This window comes from Phocaeicola plebeius (genome assembly GCF_003437535.1).
In the GTDB taxonomy this organism is placed as follows: Bacteria; Bacteroidota; Bacteroidia; order Bacteroidales; family Bacteroidaceae; genus Phocaeicola; species Phocaeicola plebeius_A.
Genome location: NZ_QSQT01000008.1, coordinates 1 through 18015, shown reverse-complemented (window position 1 = coordinate 18015; position 18015 = coordinate 1). Strand labels below are relative to the sequence as shown.

Below are 18015 nucleotides of genomic sequence, written 5' to 3'. Positions count from 1 at the left end.
AATTAGAGAAATATTTCTTTATATCGAAAGGCAAATAGTAAATCACTATGACAAAATGGCTATTCTGCCATATAGAGAGAGCAAAAATACACTTAATATCCCTTGTGCTGGTGCAGCTGAGGGTTCATGTCAATCACTTTTTCCGGAATCGGGAAGACAGTAGTATAGCCGTTTTCCTCTCCCGGAAGCTGCGGACGACAGCTGTACGAACGGGTAAAAACGCCGAAACGAATCATATCCTGCCGTCTCCAGCCCTCCCAGGCCAGCTCCATCATTCGCTCATCCAGCAAATTTTTCAATGTAGCAGTTCTCGGAGCCATACCTACCCGACTTCTCACTAAATTCAGCTCGGCATCGCCATCTTCCCCATTCCGCACCTTGGCCTCACTTTGCATGAGCAGCACGTCAGCGTAGCGGAACAACACGATGTCATTGTCCAGCAGTTTTCCGTCCTTAAGCCCCGTCTTATCGACTTCGTATTTTTTCATTCGGGCTCCGGCTGTTTTCTCGTACGGCTTTCCCGACACATCCAGTGCCACGTTCCAAGGCTCATACACCAATGGAGTAACCCCGTCATCCAGCAGAATCTGATTTCCCTCCAAATCCTTTACCGGCCCGGCAAAATAGCAGTAATCAAAACGGGCATCCACCTGCGGCGTATCATAGCCGAAGGTCTCAAGCACCTCTTTCGTAGCCGACGAGCCATTTTCTCCACTCAACCCATACGCCTTGGCATGGTTGTAATGCCGCGAACGGAACAAATAGATAAACTGGTTGGTGTATAAAGTCTTGCTCATGGGAATGACAAAAATATTTTCCTCCGAGGACTCATTGAACACGGCAAAGTTGGCTGTATAATCCTTTTCCAGGGTATATCCTGCTGCTGTAATCTTCTCACAATAATAGTTCACCGTTTGCCAGGCATTCAGACGCTGTCCCTCCACTTCGAAAAAGATGGCTTTTCCGTCCGGCCTACTTCCGTCTGTCCAGTCATCATCGGTATAAACTTCCGCATTCAAGGCTAACTTAGCGAGCAAAAACCACACCACTGGCTGTGTCATTCGCCCGTAATACACTCCCGGCTGATTGCTCCGCTCTTTGCTCAAAGAAGGAGAAGATTCCGCAAGTTCTTTCACAATGAAATTAAATACTTTATAACGCTTTTCTTGAACAATATCTTCAACTTCCGGATTGCTCTTTTCAATCAGCGGAACGCTCCCGAAAAGGTCCATAATATAATAATAAAACATGGCTCTCAATGCCCGTACTTCAGCCACACAATCTGCTACATTTTCCTTGGGATGTTTTTCAGCAAAATCCTGTATTCTCTCCAAAGATCCATTACACAAAATCACCGTACGATACAGGTATTCCCAGGTGGCATAAATCGCCTCATTGTTCACTCCCCAGCGATGCAAGTACAATCCCTGCCAGAATCCACCGTCATACCAGTCTCCTCCACGTGTGGGCATGATAGCCTCATCAGTAGTAAACGTATTCAAATCATAGATACCTCGGCCTGTCCCCTGAAGGCCCTGACTGTCGACATATCCACCCACGTAATTATACAACGAAAGCACCCCATTTTTCTGCACGTCCGACAAGGTAGAATAAGCCGTTTCTTCATCCAGACGGTCCTTCGGATTTTCTTCCAGATAACTGCTGCAAGAAGTCCATGACAGCAGAGAAAACGACGCAAATAGTATTGAGTATATTATTTTCATAATAAGCAGATTAAAAGTTAAGCCCTAAACTAATCATATAAGTTCTTGAAAGAGGATAAGTACGTTTGTCGTCCACCCCGAAAGTATTGTCCACCAAGGTAGAATTAATCAGCGGAGTCAGCCCTGAGTAACCGGAGATTGTGCCCAGGTTATTAATGGTCAGTGCCAGGCGTGCCCCATGCAAGAAACGCTGTTTTTTGATAGGCACGTTCCAGCCCACAGTCAGGTAATCAAAGTTCACATAATTGCCACTTTCCAACCAGTAATCCGTTGCCGTCAGGTCATGTATATTCCGTGCCGGAGCCTCAGCCAACACATTGTAATCCGGCAAGCTGTTCATGTTCATGTAACTCAGTGCCGTGCCATTATAAATTTTATGCCCGAATGCTCCGTTTATCTGCAACGACACATCAAAACGCTTGTAACGGAAGCTGATGTTGGAACCTAACAAGGTCTTGGGAGTAGCCTGTCCGGCTACATAACGGTCTTCTCCTTCCTCCAAGTTCACGCCTCCTCCATTCAAGTCAGCAATCTTATAGGTATATCCTCCGTTCCCGTCCGAAACCAGTCCTTCACAATGCGGCAGATAGAAAACGCCCAACGGCTGTCCTACAATCTGATACACGATATTATTGTATCCGCCGTGCAGTCCCGCACCATTCAGTCCGGCCAAAGCCGTATATTGCGCCGCACTGATATATTCTCCTTCATACATACCGCTCAGCGACAGCAATTTGTTCCGCTGGAAAGTTACGTTTGCGTTGATATTCAGCTCCATGTCCTTGGTTCGCAAGGGTGTGATACCGATGGAGAGTTCCGTTCCACTATTCCGCATGGATCCCAGATTAGCCAAAAGTTTGTTATAAGCAAACGGAGGTACACTGACATCATACATATACAGCATATCCCTTGTTTTGGAGAGATAATAGTTCACCGACAGCAACAAGCGGTTCCCGTAAAATCCCATGTCCACCCCCGCATTGAAAGTCGACTTGACTTCCCATTTCAAATCCGGATTGACGTTTTTCAGGCTCTCATACGTCACCAAAGGCGAATTTCCCACGGGAGTTACCCCGTTAGGACGCACCAGTGCCATAGTGGTATACGAATCAATCCCTCCCTGATTTCCTGCCAATCCGTATCCCAATCGCAGCTTCAGGTTATCAATCAGGTGAAAACGTCTCATAAACTTCTCACGGGTTATATTCCACGCAGCAGAAACAGAAGGGAATACGCCCCATTTATGATTCCGTCCAAATTTGGAAGATGCATCCGTACGCAAGTTCACCGTCAGCACGTAACGGTCGTCGTACGTATAATTCACACGTCCCAGGAACGACACCAGATGCGGCTCTTCATAATAGGAACCAGTACCTTCCCAAGGACGCAATGCCCCGCCCTGCAAGCTGTGATACCCCAACTCATTGGAAGAAAAATTAGTCGTGGTCGTGTAAAAGCCGTGAAAACGATTCTTTTCCACCTCCCCTAAAGCCAGCACATCCAGAAAGTGAGCCCCCAATTGCTTCTGATACGTCAGCATCAGGTTTCCTAATAAGGCTTCCGACTTCCGGTTTCCCCGGTAAGCCTGTCCGTTGGCCCATACCGTTGTTGGCAGGAACTGGGCATTTTCTGTTGTGCTATAGGTATAAGAACCAAAAAGCACCATCTTCAAATCCTTCAGCAAATTAAAAGTCAGGCGGGCGTGCGAACTGAAATAAGAAGTCTCCTCGCGGTTGTCTACATCCATCCAGGCCAATGGATTTGTAATCTGACTGGCCGTCGTAATCTGGTCCCAGCTCCCGGTTTCCGGATCCGGGAAATCAGGAAAAGTAGGATTAAAAGCCGCTGCCGAATAAAAAGTCTTCTGCAAATCAAACAGCGTACGGTCTCGCTTCATCGAACCAAATAACCCCAATTCACAGTCAATCAGTCCGTCAAGCATCTTCTGCGACATATTCATATTGGCCGTAAACAGTTTCATGCCCTCATTCTGAATCACTCCCTCACGGTTCTGAAAGCCTAACGACACCCTGTAATTGGAAGCCTCACCACCCCCATAAAACGCAATGTTATGATTCTGCTGCAAACCCGTCTGTTCAATGGCTTTCTGGAAATCCGTGTCATATCCCTTATCCAGGATACTCCATCCTCGTTCAGCCGCCAGCTTGCGATACTCTGCTCCCGAAAGCATATCCAACCGGCGATAAGCATGCGACACACCAAAACTACCGTTGTAGTTCACGCGTGTCTTCCCTGCCCGGCCTTTCTTGGTGACAATATTAATGACTCCCGACGCTCCACGTGAACCATACTGCGCCGTTTCCGACGCATCCTTCAAAATCGTAAAAGACTCTATATCGGTGGGATATACCGAGGTCAGCATCGTCAAATCACCCAATACCCCGTCCACGATAATCAGCGGGTCATTTCCACTGGTCAGCGAAGTCGTACCACGCAGGCGGACCGACTCCAGCGCCGCCATTCCATTGTTACTCTTCAAGATGGTAAGTCCCGGCACACGTCCCTGAATGGCTTCCAGCGGATTGGTTATCAACTCACGGTTCATCTGCTTTTCCGTAATCTGTTCCACCGAACCAGAAATATTCTTCAGACTACCACGGGCATACCCGATGTTATAAATTGAATCGGGAGGCAATTCGTCTACATTCTGTCCTTGTACATAAAGCGGGAATCCGGCTCCCATACACCCTAAGAACAACAAGCTGTACAAAGCCTGAGATATTGGCTGCATTTTATCCATAGCATACTTATTTAAGGTCAAAAGGGCGTGAAGATACCCAAACCTCCACGCCCCGTATAATCAGTTCCTTCTTTTCACAAAGAAAAGATATTTCTACCGATAAAGCAAGCCCTGAGCCATGTTATTTCTGCCCGGTCATCATTTTTCTTCCGCAAACATCGGATCCCATGCCGGAAGCTGTATCGGCTTCTGCTTGAAGATGTCCAGCACCTTCTTCGGTACATATTTCGTTTCCAGCACCAGACGGAACATATACTCATTGAACCATTCATCCGTCATAATCAGGTGCCCCTGATAGCCCGATGCAGCTCCCCAACTGTTTTCCACCATCCATTTCTTCGGTTTTCCGTTCGCGTCCAGGTCTACTGCCATCAGTGTCATGGCATGTGCCGACATGCTGGCAAACGTCTGGATACGTTCTTTCTTATCCATTCCGAAAGTCGTACCCATCAACGAACCGAAATCATAATTGTTTACATCCAGCAGCCCACGCTTGCTGTCCAGCTGTGTCACGTCGCTTGAGAAATACATCCGTGTACTGTCCTTCAATGACGCAATGGCCATTTCCTTGATTTCCTCTACCGGCAGATTCACATACGTCCAGTTCTTTCCATCGTAACGGTGACGGTCGTATGCTATTTCGTAACACTTGTAATATTCACGTGAAGGATCGTTCATCACCATCACATAGTTAGTCAGCAGGTTCGTATCACCGTATTTTTCCAGGAACGACATCGGTGTGTGATGCTCTGTAGCCACCACATTCCCTTTGCTGTCCTTACGTACATAGTCGAACTCAGTCGGTGGCACTCCTAAAGTCAGCACCAGCATACGATACACCGTGCTCAGCATCTCTTCCTTACGGCTTTCAATCGTTGCAGCCTTCTCTCCTTTAGCAGCCATTTCTCTCAGTTCCAGTCCGAATTCCTTCAGCTTCAAGCCAATCAAAGAAGACATGTACGAGGTGTGTTCACTGCTGTATGTTTCCGGCATAGCCTCTTTAGGCACGAGACCGTATTTCGACACGATGTCAGCTACTCCCGTAAATGTACCTCCGTCGCTCAGCGGATGCTTGAACAGCCATTCCACAGTCTGGTCGTTCATCGGTTTGCCAGCCGTTTCAATAACTCCCTGCAAGAACAGATTGGATTTTTCCAGCTGGTCCCAGAAGAAAGAATATACCTGCGAGAACTCCAGTCCCGGCAAGTCATAGCGTGCAATGGCCTTGGCACGCATCACATTCAGCCCCGTAAACAGCCAGCAACGGCCAGACGACTGCTGGTCGGTGATACCTTTTGATTCTACCTTAATGGAAAAATCTGTATTCAACGCCTTCTGGTTTTCCTGGTTCAATGCCAGTTCCTTGATGCTGGTACCTCCCATGGCATTCCGCAATGCCTTGTCGGCAGCCGTATTCTGATAACTACTCTGAATTTTTTTCAACATATCCGGAGAGATGCCTCCATCCTGAGCCTGTACCGTCAGTCCGAAAGCCAACAGACAAGCAGCCAATGTTACGTGTTTCTGGTTCATTCTATTATGGTTTTAATGAAAATTGTTTCTTAATCCTTTTTTACCGAGCGTACAATCTTAAAGCCGATGCACGCCACGAAGATACTCATCAACGGACTCAGCAAGTTAAAGAAACTATACGGTAAATACACCAGTGTAGGCACATTCAGTATCGTGGCCTGCGTCATTCCGCATGTGTTCCAGGGAATCAGCGGACTGGTCACCGTGACGGCATCTTCCGTTGTTCGGCTTAACAGGCGCGATTCGTATCCGTTCTTCTTATAAATATCCTTGAACATGTTTCCGGTCAGAATAATCGAAATATACTGGTCGGCAGTAGCCAGATTCAGGAACAAACCGGAAGCTACAGTTGCTGCTACCGTACTTGCCAGCTTATGCGTAAAGCGTACGAACATACGCGTAATGCTCCCCAACATGCCACAGGCCGTCATGGCTCCACCCAGACACATGGCACAGAGAATCAGCCATACCGTATCCATCATACCTCCCATTCCACGGGTGGCAATCAGTTCGGTCAATGCAGGAGTAGAAGCCTGCAACGACGTACTTCCTGATAAAGCTAACAAAACTCCTTTATATAAAGCTTCCCCTCCGCTCACTCCGTCACCGGCCACTTCACGGAGTACATCTGTCTGGAAAACCAGCATGCACACCACAGCCAAAGCAGTGGATATGAATAAGGTAATAATAGAAGACACCTTACGGGCAATTAATATTCCTGTCACCACCGGCACCAGCAACACCCAGAAAGTAATATGAAAACGTTCTGCCAGTCCGGTAGTAAACACGGCAATCTGCGAACTGTCTGATGCCTCATGCGAAAATCCGGCTATTGTAAAAATAACCAGTGAAATGACCACCGAAGGCACCGTGGTGTACATCATGTAACGGATATGCGTAAACAGCGGCGTATCTGTCACTGAGGAAGCCAGGATGGTCGTATCCGAAAGCGGAGAAACCTTGTCGCCGAAATATGCACCCGAGATAATCGCTCCGGCAATCCAGCCTTCTTCAAAACCCTGTGCCTTGCCGATACCCATCAAGGCAATACCGATGGTCGCAATGGTGGTCCACGAACTGCCTGTCATGACCGATACCACTGCACAAATCACACAGCACGACACGAGGAAAAATTTCGGATGAATAATCTGTACCCCATAGTAAATCAGCGTAGGTACCACTCCCCCTAACATCCAGGCTGCCGAAAGTGCTCCGATAATCAACAGGATAATCAAAGCCGAACTCACCCCCGCAATGTTGTTGATAATGGCATGTTCAATATCCTTCCAGCTCACCCCATACCGGCTCATACCCAAAGCCGCACACAAAGCCGTAGTCAGCAACAAACAAATCTGGCTACCTCCGCCCAGCGCGTCAGCCCCCAACAGACGAATCGTAAAGAAAAGTAATACCACCAATACCGCTACAGGCAGCAAAGACACCAGCGGAGAAGGAATCTTCATTTTTTGCGTCATTTTTATCCGTTTAAGTCTAATTTCATTACTAAATTAATAACGGCTGCAAATTTCCGAATATTTTTCCAATTTTCCATACAAAATCCATATATATTTACATTTTATGCTACGGAAATGAATAAAAATAGATTTCCAATTCATTTATACCAACCGTAAAAGGGCATCACCCAAAACTTAAAAACTACTAATAACACCCTCAAAGACCCTTTTCTTCGAGGGTTATTTGTACATTTGTCTATAATTTGCATAAATAAAGAATGAGTAAAGCCACGCGCATAAAACAAGCCATACGTATCACGGTCATTTCGACACTGGTATTCTATTTCGGTCTGATTGCTCTGCTGAACCTTCCGGCTGTCCAACACCGCATCAGTACGTATGCTGCCCGTGAACTTACCCGTCTCACCCAGGCCGAAGTCAGCATTGGCAATGTAGACTTAGGGCTTCTGAACCGCGTCGTCATCCAGAACGTGCAGATAAAAGACCGGCAGAAGAAAGACATGCTCGGCATTTCGCGCTTTTCCGTCAAGATTGACATTCCCTCTCTCTTCCGTGGAAAAATCCGTATCAGCAGTGTACAGCTATTCGGACTGGATGCCCGCCTGAACCGTGCCCACCCCAAGGCTCCCCTGAATTGCCAGTTCCTGATTGACACTTTTGCTTCAAAAGATACGACAAAGAACGAAAAATCCATCGACCTGCGTATCAATTCCGTACTTATCCGTCGCGGACAAATCCACTACGATGTGCTGTCGGAATCCAATACACCCCGCCGGTTCAATCCTCATCACATCGGCATCAGCGAACTTTCGGCAACCATCTCCTTGAAGGCCTTGCAGACCGATTCGCTCAACGCACAAATCCGCCGTATGAGTTTCAATGAGCAAAGCGGATTTCAACTGAAGAAATTTGCGCTGAAGGCCACAGCTACCCCCAAAGGTATCCATTTGCATGACCTGAACCTGAGCCTTCCGGCCACGACAGTAAACATCGACACATTTACTGTAGCAGGAGAACTTACCGCACCCGACTTTATTTCAGATACGCAAACCACCTACATGGGTCGCCTGAATGCCTCGGTCACTCCGGCCGACATCGCCTGCTTTGTCCCTGCACTCCAGCATTTTCAGGACTCCGTGCATATCGACCTGGCCTTTCATGGAAGAGGAAAACAGGCTCGATGTACCAATTTCTATCTCTCCAGCCCGCACAAAGCACTGGAAATACATGCAGAAGGAATGCTCGACCACAGTAATCCTTCACAACCGCCTTATTTTTTTGGTCAAATCACACAGGCTGATGCCGACGAAACCGCCATTTCCTGGCTCATACATAATTTGAAAGGTACCGCTGCACCTGTACCCGACATCCTGCAGCGTCTGGGCTTTCTTAAATTTCAGGGTGATGTATCGGGATACCCTTCCCGTATCACTGCACACGGTACCCTGCAAAGCCAACCGGGACAGATTAATGCCAATCTGACCATGCACACCGACACCCTGACCCAGCAAAAAAGTTATTCCGGAAAAGTTTCCACCCATAATTTTGAGCTTGGCAAACTGCTGGCGAAAAAAGAACTGGGTAAAACCTCTTTTGACCTGGAACTGAACGGGCTGCAATACCGAAACCATCAGCCAGAATCGCATATCAAAGGAGAAATCTCTTCTTTAGAGTACAATGACTACCAATACCAGCACATCGCACTGAACGGAAATTTCAAGCCGGGCGGTTTCAACGGCCATCTGTCACTCGACGATGAAAATGGTAAAATCAGCGTAGACGGGAATTTCGTGACCCAACAGGCCGTACCCGACTTCAACCTGCGGGTAAAAGTACGTGATTTTCGTCCCCATAAACTTCAGTTGACGAAAAAATACGAAGATACCGACGTATCATTGAACCTGACGGCAGACTTTTCAGGACATTCCATCGACGATGTCCAGGGAAAAATCAGCCTCGACAGTCTTTCAGTTCGCACGCCCGACGAAGAAGGAAACTACTTCCTTCCCCGCCTGCAGATTGATGCGACACAGCTTGCCTCAGAGGCCAAGCAGAAGGAAATACGCATTGACTCCCCGTTCCTGACCGGAACCATACAAGGACAATATGCCTACCACACCCTGCTGAAGAGCATGGAGAAAGTGATCCGGAAGCATCTTCCATCCCTGTTCCCTGAGGAGAAGCCGAAAAAAGGAAGAAAGAAACCCGCAGAGCTGAACAACCAGTTCCGGTTCCAGTTTCGCATGGAAAACAGTGAATTTCTTTCAAAGGTTTTGAACAGTCCGTTCGAGTTGCAGATGCCGGCCACGTTCTCAGGACAACTTAACGACAGCCTCTCACAGATGCGCATCAACGGTTCGATTCCTCAATTCACGTATAAAGGGAAATACTACGAATCGGGCACCCTGTTGTGTGAAAGCCGTTCCGACGAACTGCAGTGCCAGTTACGTGCCGGCACCTTAATGAAAAAAGGAGCCATGTTCAATTTCTCCCTCATCACGAGGGCCAAAGACGACAAGCTGCACAGTACCATTTACTGGGGCAACAACACACAGCTCACCTATAGCGGAAAGATTGACGCCATCGCTTCTTTCCGTCAGGACAGTCTGAAAAGGGTACTCCACACCCGTGTGGACATCCAGCCCAGCCAGGTCATTCTGAATGACACCACCTGGAACATCCATCCGGCTACTGTAGACATTGCAAAAGACAGCGTCGAAATACACGACTTCCTGTTTGAGCACCGCGACCAGCACTTGAAAATCAACGGACGACTGGGAAAAACAGAAGCTGACTCCTGTCTGGTAGACTTGAAGAACATCAACCTGCTCTACATCATGGACATGATTCAGTTTCATGCCGTACGCTTCGACGGAGGCATCAGCGGAAAAGTCCACCTGCGCCACGTGCTTGAGGACCCGGTGATGGAAGCCCGTCTCGATGTGAAAGATTTCTCCCTCAATCATGCCCTGCTAGGACGCGCCGACATCCTCGGCTCATGGGACAAAGAGTTGGGAGGCGTTCGCCTCAATGCTGACATCCGCCGCGACAGTGCCTGCACCACACGGGTCATCGGCTATGTATCGCCCAAGATGAAGGGACTCGACCTCCATATCCAGGCCGGAGGTACCCCTCTCTCCTTCCTGCAACCCTTTGTAGAAAATATATTCAGCAATGTCAACGGAAGCGTACATGGCGACGTGCGTCTGTTCGGCCCCTTCTCCCAGCTTGATTTGGAAGGGAAAGTCAAGGCACAGATGCAGATGAAGGTCAACATTCTGAATGCTACTTTCCTGGCTTCGGCCGATTCCGTACACATCGCTTCCGGCTTGTTCCGTTTCCAGAACGTGCGCTTGCAGGACACTGAAGGGCATACCGGACTGGCCAACGGAGAGCTACGGCATACCAAATTAAAGAACCTGAGCTACCAGTTCCGCTTCAATACCGGCCGCATGCTGGTATTCCACTCTGAAAAGGAAACTCCGGAATTCCCCTTCTACGGTCATATCTATGCCACCGGAAACGTATTTCTCCGGGGAGGCGACGGACAGCTGAACGTTGACGGAGAAGTTCGCGCCGACAATCAGACCGAGTTTGTCTACGTATTAGGAACAGCAGCCGAGGCTACCAACTCCGGCTTCATCACCTTCGTAGACCGTACTCCACGCCGCAAACAAGCTGCCGTCAAAGCCGAAGTGTACCACCCGCTCAACCAGCCCGACAAGCAGGATGACGATGATACACCTACCGCCATCCACATCAATCTGCAGATAGAACCTGCCGAACGCGCCAACATGAAAATTATCATGGACCCCTCGGCCGGAGACTATATTTCTGCCTACGGAACCGGCAACCTGCGCATCAACTTCTTTAATCAGGGCAACTTCCAGATGTTCGGTAACTACAACATTACTGAAGGAATCTACAAGATGAGTATGCAGAACGTCATCCGAAAAGACTTCACCCTGCAGCCCGGAGGTGTGGTATCCTTCAACGGGGACCCCAAAGCCGCCAACCTGAACGTGCAGGCCGTCTATACGGTGAACTCCGCTTCACTGAACGACCTGATAGCCGACGCTTCTTCTTCACGTGGAAACGTGCGGGTGAACTGTCTGTTGAACCTGAGCGGTAACCTCACGTCTCCCAGCCTGACATTCGGCCTTGAACTGCCCACCGTGAGCGAGGAAGACCGCGAACTGGTACGCAGCCTCACCAGCACTGAAGAACAGATGAACACGCAGATTATCTATCTGCTGGGAGTCGGCAAGTTCTATACCTATGACTATGCCAACAACACCGGGCAGACCGATGCCACCAGTTCATTGGCCTTCAGCACCCTATCGGGCCAGTTGAACAACATGCTTTCGCAAGTCATCGACAACCAGAACTGGAACGTAGGTACGAACCTCACCACCGGAGAAAAAGGCTGGAGTGACGTAGAAGCCGAAGCCATCCTGTCCGGACGCTTGCTGAACAACCGACTGATAATCAACGGGAACTTCGGTTACCGTGAAAATACCATGCGTAATACGAACTTTGTGGGCGACTTTGAAGCCATCTGGCTGCTCACCAAGAACGGAGAATTCCGTCTGCGCGGATACAACCAGACCAACGACCGCTACTTCACGAAGTCCACCCTTACCACTCAGGGCATTGGTATCATGTACAAGAAAGACTTCATGAACTGGAAAGAACTCGTCGACTGGTTCCTCCGCCGCCGGAAAAACCGCAGCAGCCAGCAGAAAGAAAAAGAAGACCAGAAATACCTTCCGCAGGAAGCCCTTCCTGCCGCAAGAGAAAAAAGAGAATCAAACGAAAAATAATTATACAAGAATATGGAAAAGACCTATTATCTGCCCGCCGAATGGTACAAACAAAGCTACATACAGCTTACCTGGCCTCATGCCGATACCGACTGGGCCTATATGCTCGATGAAGTAGAAACCTGCTTTGTCCGCCTTGCTACCGAAATAGCCAGCCGCCAGCCCCTGTTGCTCGTGGCTCCCGAATTTCCGGCAGCCTTGGCCGACTTCCCCTATCGTGACCAGATTACTTTTGTGAAATGTCCTACAAACGACACCTGGGCCCGCGACCATGCTTTCATCACCCTGCTGGAAAAACACTCCGACCCGCAGTTGCTCGACTTCTGCTTCAACGGCTGGGGCATGAAGTTTGCCGCCCATAAGGACAACCTCATCAACAGTCATCTGTTCAAGACCGGCGCACTCAACGGCGACTACATCAACTGCCGCAACTTCGTGCTCGAAGGAGGTTCCATTGAAAGCGACGGAGAAGGTACTTTACTCACCACCTCCCCCTGCCTATTGGCTCCTAATCGCAATGACACCCTCTCGCGCAAAGACATCGAAGCCTACCTGATGGAACGCTTCAACCTGCGTCAGGTGCTCTGGCTGGACTACGGCTACCTGGCCGGTGACGACACAGATAGCCACGTAGACACCCTGGCCCGTCTCTGTCCCGACCACACCATTACCTACGTGCAGTGCGTGGACAAGGATGACGAGCACTACGGTGCCCTCCGCTCCATGGAAGACCAGCTCAAGACCTTCCGTACCCTCGATGGCGACCCCTACCGCCTGCTTCCGCTGCCCATGCCCGAAGCCATCTATGACGAAGACGGCGAACGCCTTCCGGCCACCTACGCCAACTTCCTGATTATGAATGAGGCTGTGCTCTATCCTACCTACGCCCAACCGGAAAACGATGCCCGTGCCGCACAGGTACTGGCTGAGGTCTTCCCCGGACGTGAAATCGTAGGCATAGATTGCCGTGCGCTTATCAAGCAGCATGGTTCTCTCCACTGCGTCACCATGCAATATCCTGAATCTGTAAAAAACCAAATAGCACAATGAAACGAACTATCCGTGTCGGCATCGTACAACAGGCTTGTACGAACGACCTCAAACTGAATCTTGAAAAGCTGCACCGCAACATCGCCTCCGTGGCACAGGCCGGTGCGCAGTTAGTAGTTCTTCAGGAACTCCATAACACCCCTTATTTCTGCCAGACAGAGGATACCAATCTGTTCGACCTGGCTGAGCCCATTCCCGGTCCTTCTACCGGCTTCTACAGTGAGATAGCCGCCGCCTACCACATCGTGCTGGTCACTTCGCTGTTCGAACGCCGTGCCGCCGGGCTGTATCACAACACTGCCGTGGTATTCGACACTGACGGAAGCATCGCCGGAAAGTACCGTAAGATGCACATTCCAGATGACCCTGCTTACTACGAGAAGTTCTATTTCACTCCCGGCGACTTAGGATTCGAACCCATTCAGACCTCCATCGGTAAGCTCGGCGTGCAGGTTTGCTGGGACCAGTGGTATCCGGAAGGAGCCCGCATCATGGCCCTGAAAGGTGCTGAACTGTTGATTTACCCCACCGCCATCGGCTGGGAAAGCACCGACACTCAGGAAGAAAAAATGCGCCAGCTAGGGGCATGGGTAACCGTACAGCGCGGTCACGCCGTAGCCAACGGCCTGCCCGTTATCGCCGTAAACCGTGTAGGTCTTGAACCCGACCCTTCCGGCCAGACCAACGGCATCCAGTTCTGGGGCAACAGCTTCGTAGCCGGTCCGCAAGGCGAAATCATCGCCCAGGCCAGCAACCTGAAAGAAGAAAACATGGTGGTAGAAATCGACATGAACCGCAGTGAAAATGTCCGCCGCTGGTGGCCCTTCCTGCGCGACCGCCGCATCGATGAATTTGAGCAGCTCACCCGCCGGTTTATTGACTAACAGGCTGAGTTAATAAAGAAAAGGATCATTACCTGTGGGTAGTGGTCCTTTTTTCTGTATTATAAAAAATGTTTTATCCTTGCATTGAATATGCAATAACGTTATCTTTGCAAAAAAAGATAAATAATATGGGAAAGTCTACAGATACAAAAGCAAAGAAACAAATTACAAAGCCTGATTCTGTAAAGGTAAACTTTAAAAAGGTTACTAAAAAAGAACACGCCAAATACAGAATACAGGTCTATTCTTACCTCGTTCCCTAATGAAAATCCTACCTCCTTATTATGGTTCCGTATTTATTATGCGGAAAGCGCCAACTTGTAAAGGAATGCGACACATAGATTTATGGAGATTCAAATCTATGAAAAGCGGAAAAACCTACCTTGTAGACGTAGAAGCATACGAAAAACATATTTATGGAATAAAATTCTACCTGAAGTCGCAAGCACATTTACAAGAAAAATATAGCTTTCAAACCAATGACTTTGAGCCCAGAAGAATAGTGTTAAGTTGTATATACATCATGAAACATTATTATGAAACTGACGTACATTCTTCTTTTGCATTTATTGGAGCAAATAATATGGGAGAAGACAAAGCATGCACCAAGCGTTTCCGTTTCTATCGAACAATTGTCAATACCTATTTTGGTACAAAAACATTTGAACACCACACCGACGAACGCAATAGCGCATACCTAATGCTTAGAAAAACAGAATTAGACAAAAACACCTTCTCTATAAAAGATATAGAAAACTTTTTTAGAGACATATACATGTTATCATAATCTATCTCTTTCTCATCGTCTATCCCAAAAACTCGGAGTCAGCAGCAGTAGTACACCGAAGAGTTCCAGACGCCCTATCAGCATCATAAACGACAACAGCCACTTCGCCAGGTCAGGAAGCGCACTCCATGAAAATGCTGGTCCGAAGACACCCAGTCCCGGACCCACGTTACCGATACTTGATACAGATAGTCCGAAAGATTCTTCCAGTCCGATGCCCATGCACATCAGCGCCAGCCAGCATAAAAAGATACAGACAAAATAAAAGAACACAAACGTCATCACCGTGGCAAGCGTACGCTGTGACACCGCCATCCGGTTCATCTTTACCGGCAATACCGCTCTGGGATGCATCAGCCGGTGGAACTCATTTTTCACGTTACGCAACAAAAGCAGCAGACGCACATTCTTGACACCACCTGCCGTAGAACCGGCACAGCCTCCTGCCACCATCGTATAAATAAGCAGCAGCCACGTGAAAGGAGGCCACATATTATAATCGTCTGTAGCAAAGCCACACGACGTATGAATGGACGCCACCTGAAAAAGCGATTTCCGGAAAGCCTCCTCCAGTCCATAATTATTATACCAGTACAAGGCCCCGGTAATTATCAGTGTCACCGCCCCGATGGAAATGAGATACAGCCGGAGCTCTCCATCCTTAAACAACTGTCCGCAACGCCCCTTCATGCACATGAAATACAGCGAGAAGTTGATACCCGACAGAATCATAAAGATGGCAATCACATATTCTATAAAAGGAGAATTCCAGTAAGCCACACTGGCCTGCTTGGTAGAATACCCTCCGGTAGCCGTCGTAGAAAAAGCATGACATGCGGCATCAAACAAATCCATGCCACCAATCAGCAGCAGTACAATTTCTGCCACAGTCAGCACGAGATATACCGTCCACAGACATTGTGCCATGACGCTGATTTTCGGATGAATCTTGTCATGCGTCACCCCCGTAGCCTCTGCCGAGAAAAGCACCTGATTGCCCACTCCGAAGATAGGCAGTACGGCAATCGTAAAGAACACGATTCCCAATCCTCCAATCCACTGCGAGAAGCTTCGCCAGAACAGCATGCCGTGCGAAAGTGCTTCAATATCATCCAGAATGGTGGCTCCCGTAGTGGTAAAACCCGACATGGTTTCAAAAAACGCGTCGGTCACTGACGGAATACTCCCGCTTATATAAAAAGGCAGCATACCGAAACCTGTGAAAAGCAGCCACGTGAACGCCACGATGCAATACCCGTCGCGTCGTGTCACCCGGTTTTCAGCTCCTCTTCCCAACAGAATCAGTCCGCTTCCCACGGCCATATTAATCAATGTCGTGTAAATAAAATAAATATAGTCTTCCTCCCCATAGCACAAGGAAACACCTGCACATGCCAGAAACATCATTGCCTCCATAAAGAGCAGGATACCCAAGATGCGAAGAATCATCTTTCTGTTAATCAAACTATTGCCTCGGTTGGCAGTTACATTGACCGCCGTCGATAAAAAATCTTCCATGTAGCTTTATGTGTTTTACTAGCCAAGTTTCCCCTTTTTTAATTCCTCATCCAAAAAAGAAAAAACATACCTCGGACTTTGAGTATAAAAAGAAGTCCGCTCATTCATTACCTTGCCATAAATTTCAGAATTAAAAACAGTTGCAAGAGCCTGTTCCAATGTCAGTTTATCATTTTGTTCTATCAGAAGACACGCAAGTTTCTTTATCATGTCTGCCATCATTTCTGTTTTCTCATTCATACCCTCTGTAATAATCTTATCGCACGCTCCGTACCAAAAAAGTATTGTATAGTAATACCTTTCATATATTTCAAATTCCTGACCAAAGTCGGCAAATCAATAGAATGATTTTCATACCGCCATAGCTGAACCCCCACACGGTCATCCGCTATTGGGCCTATCACAATATCATATCCATGCACAGGATGACTTGTAGGGTTATTTCTATTCAGAAGAATAAACTTCGCCCATTCTTCTGAATATTCTTCAAACCTAAGCACATTCAATCCTTCCCAAACCTCCTCAACTTCATAAGTTAATACCACAGGTGAGCCACAGCCTAATTGCTCAACCTTTACATTTGCCATATTAAGCGCTTGATAATAATCAGCTGAAAGATAAAAACCCCGTCCAAAATCTTTATTGGGTTTCGATTTCAACAAATCAATTCTATCAAACTCCTTATTCATACCATGATATAATTTCATACCAACTCTCCTCCTTGTCGACGGCAATATTCCGCAATATCATCCACCATCGATGTAAACGACTGCGTATGCACATAATCATAATGCCTATCAATAAAATCAATACCTTAAAATCTACTCAAATAATTAAAGGCCTGTTTCATCGTCAGCCCATATTTATGTCCAAACTCAAATAGAAAAATAACCGTCCATTCCAATTTTTCCTTCACATCATATTTCATAGACATAGTTTTATTGCAAATTTACAAAAATTCTCATGAATCACATCGGGAAACACAAGAAATGACACCATAGAAATGATGCCAGACAGAAAAACGCAAATCTACATGGCTGTATCCTCCCCCACAGGAACGGGTTCCGAAACCGTGACACTTCCGGGCCGCCGCTTGACGGGTTGTCGGGGTTGGCACCGGTTTTTCAAACTTTCTATATACAGGTGTGGAATAACTCTTAAGACTTGTTCCACACCCCGCGTATATATACTTTATAAAAATGCCTGCCAACCCCGACAACCCGTCAAGATTTCTTCCCTCACCCCTCTCCGGAAGCCTCCGAAAACGCCCTTGCGTTTCAACTAAAACGTACTTGCGTTTGATTCAAAACGTACTTGTGTTTGATTCAAAACGTACTTGTGTTTTAAGTAAAACGCACTTGCGTTTGAATCCGAACGCAAAGGCGTTTTTCAAGAGGTGTAAAAAATTGTGAAGTGTACTGAAAATAGTTGTCAGTTTGAAGATTAATTCCTGACAAAGT

Annotated in this window: 12 protein-coding genes; 4 read left to right on the top strand and 8 right to left on the bottom strand. The window is 47.8% G+C overall.

Translation table 11 applies throughout. From position 1 onward, the window contains the following. Positions 1-92: 92 nt before the first annotated feature. The 4 genes from DXD04_RS05295 to DXD04_RS05280 form a co-directional block, all read right to left on the bottom strand. Positions 93-1724, bottom strand: a complete 1632-nt coding sequence (locus DXD04_RS05295; RefSeq protein WP_117671513.1) for a RagB/SusD family nutrient uptake outer membrane protein — start codon at positions 1722-1724, stop codon at positions 93-95. 10 nt (positions 1725-1734) lie between these two features. Beyond that, positions 1735-4428, bottom strand: coding sequence for a SusC/RagA family TonB-linked outer membrane protein (locus DXD04_RS05290; RefSeq protein WP_229035343.1), 2694 nt, complete (start codon positions 4426-4428; stop codon positions 1735-1737). A 195-nt stretch (positions 4429-4623) separates the two neighbouring features. Next, complete coding sequence (locus DXD04_RS05285) at positions 4624-6018, bottom strand: C1 family peptidase (protein ID WP_022052553.1); 1395 nt, start codon at positions 6016-6018, stop codon at positions 4624-4626. Positions 6019-6047: 29 nt separating this feature from the next. Continuing rightward, positions 6048-7493, bottom strand: a complete 1446-nt coding sequence (locus DXD04_RS05280; RefSeq protein WP_117671509.1) for a Na+/H+ antiporter NhaC family protein — start codon at positions 7491-7493, stop codon at positions 6048-6050. Positions 7494-7750: 257 nt separating this feature from the next. On the opposite strand from DXD04_RS05280, the gene DXD04_RS05275 reads away from it, so the two are divergent. From DXD04_RS05275 to DXD04_RS05260, 4 genes are all read left to right on the top strand, one after another. Then, positions 7751-12316, top strand: a complete 4566-nt coding sequence (locus DXD04_RS05275; RefSeq protein ID WP_117671507.1) for a translocation/assembly module TamB domain-containing protein — start codon at positions 7751-7753, stop codon at positions 12314-12316. 12 nt (positions 12317-12328) lie between these two features. Next, positions 12329-13366 carry an agmatine deiminase family protein gene (locus tag DXD04_RS05270; protein WP_117671505.1) on the top strand — a complete coding sequence of 346 codons (1038 nt, stop codon included), beginning with the start codon at positions 12329-12331 and terminating at the stop codon, positions 13364-13366. Beyond that, positions 13363-14250 carry a carbon-nitrogen hydrolase gene (locus DXD04_RS05265; protein ID WP_007558137.1) on the top strand — a complete coding sequence of 296 codons (888 nt, stop codon included), beginning with the start codon at positions 13363-13365 and terminating at the stop codon, positions 14248-14250. The genes DXD04_RS05270 and DXD04_RS05265 overlap by 4 nt, the downstream gene beginning before the upstream one ends. A 361-nt stretch (positions 14251-14611) precedes the next feature. Beyond that, positions 14612-15037, top strand: coding sequence for a hypothetical protein (locus DXD04_RS05260; protein WP_118431779.1), 426 nt, complete (start codon positions 14612-14614; stop codon positions 15035-15037). 12 nt (positions 15038-15049) lie between these two features. Here the strand turns inward: DXD04_RS05260 and DXD04_RS05255 are convergent, their stop codons facing one another. From DXD04_RS05255 to DXD04_RS16860, 4 genes are read right to left on the bottom strand one after another with little or no spacing between them, the layout of a single operon-like run. Next, positions 15050-16555, bottom strand: a complete 1506-nt coding sequence (locus tag DXD04_RS05255; protein ID WP_117671501.1) for a TrkH family potassium uptake protein — start codon at positions 16553-16555, stop codon at positions 15050-15052. An 18-nt stretch (positions 16556-16573) separates the two neighbouring features. Further along, positions 16574-16795 (bottom strand): hypothetical protein, encoded by a 222-nt coding sequence (locus tag DXD04_RS05250; protein ID WP_117671499.1) that lies wholly within the window; start codon positions 16793-16795, stop codon positions 16574-16576. Further along, positions 16792-17262, bottom strand: coding sequence for a DUF3990 domain-containing protein (locus tag DXD04_RS05245; protein ID WP_117671497.1), 471 nt, complete (start codon positions 17260-17262; stop codon positions 16792-16794). Before DXD04_RS05245 ends, DXD04_RS05250 begins: the two co-directional genes overlap by 4 nt. Then, entirely contained in the window at positions 17259-17357 is a 99-nt protein-coding gene (locus DXD04_RS16860) for a DUF3791 domain-containing protein (protein ID WP_259299523.1), read from the bottom strand. The genes DXD04_RS05245 and DXD04_RS16860 overlap by 4 nt, the downstream gene beginning before the upstream one ends. Positions 17358-18015: the final 658 nt, after the last annotated feature.

Bases quoted from the DNA above. Each gene is read 5' to 3' on its own strand.
- DXD04_RS05255 (WP_117671501.1), bottom strand. From the start codon at position 16,555: ATGGAAGATTTTTTATCGACGGCGGTCAATGTAACTGCCAACCGAGGC.
- DXD04_RS05290 (WP_229035343.1), bottom strand. From the start codon at position 4,428: ATGGGAGCCGGATTCCCGCTTTATGTACAAGGACAGAATGTAGACGAA.
- DXD04_RS05280 (WP_117671509.1), bottom strand. From the start codon at position 7,493: ATGACGCAAAAAATGAAGATTCCTTCTCCGCTGGTGTCTTTGCTGCCT.
- DXD04_RS05265 (WP_007558137.1), top strand. From the start codon at position 13,363: ATGAAACGAACTATCCGTGTCGGCATCGTACAACAGGCTTGTACGAAC.
- DXD04_RS05250 (WP_117671499.1), bottom strand. From the start codon at position 16,795: ATGAATGAGAAAACAGAAATGATGGCAGACATGATAAAGAAACTTGCG.
- DXD04_RS05295 (WP_117671513.1), bottom strand. From the start codon at position 1,724: ATGAAAATAATATACTCAATACTATTTGCGTCGTTTTCTCTGCTGTCA.
- DXD04_RS05270 (WP_117671505.1), top strand. From the start codon at position 12,329: ATGGAAAAGACCTATTATCTGCCCGCCGAATGGTACAAACAAAGCTAC.
- DXD04_RS05245 (WP_117671497.1), bottom strand. From the start codon at position 17,262: ATGAAATTATATCATGGTATGAATAAGGAGTTTGATAGAATTGATTTG.
- DXD04_RS05260 (WP_118431779.1), top strand. From the start codon at position 14,612: ATGAAAAGCGGAAAAACCTACCTTGTAGACGTAGAAGCATACGAAAAA.
- DXD04_RS05275 (WP_117671507.1), top strand. From the start codon at position 7,751: ATGAGTAAAGCCACGCGCATAAAACAAGCCATACGTATCACGGTCATT.
- DXD04_RS05285 (WP_022052553.1), bottom strand. From the start codon at position 6,018: ATGAACCAGAAACACGTAACATTGGCTGCTTGTCTGTTGGCTTTCGGA.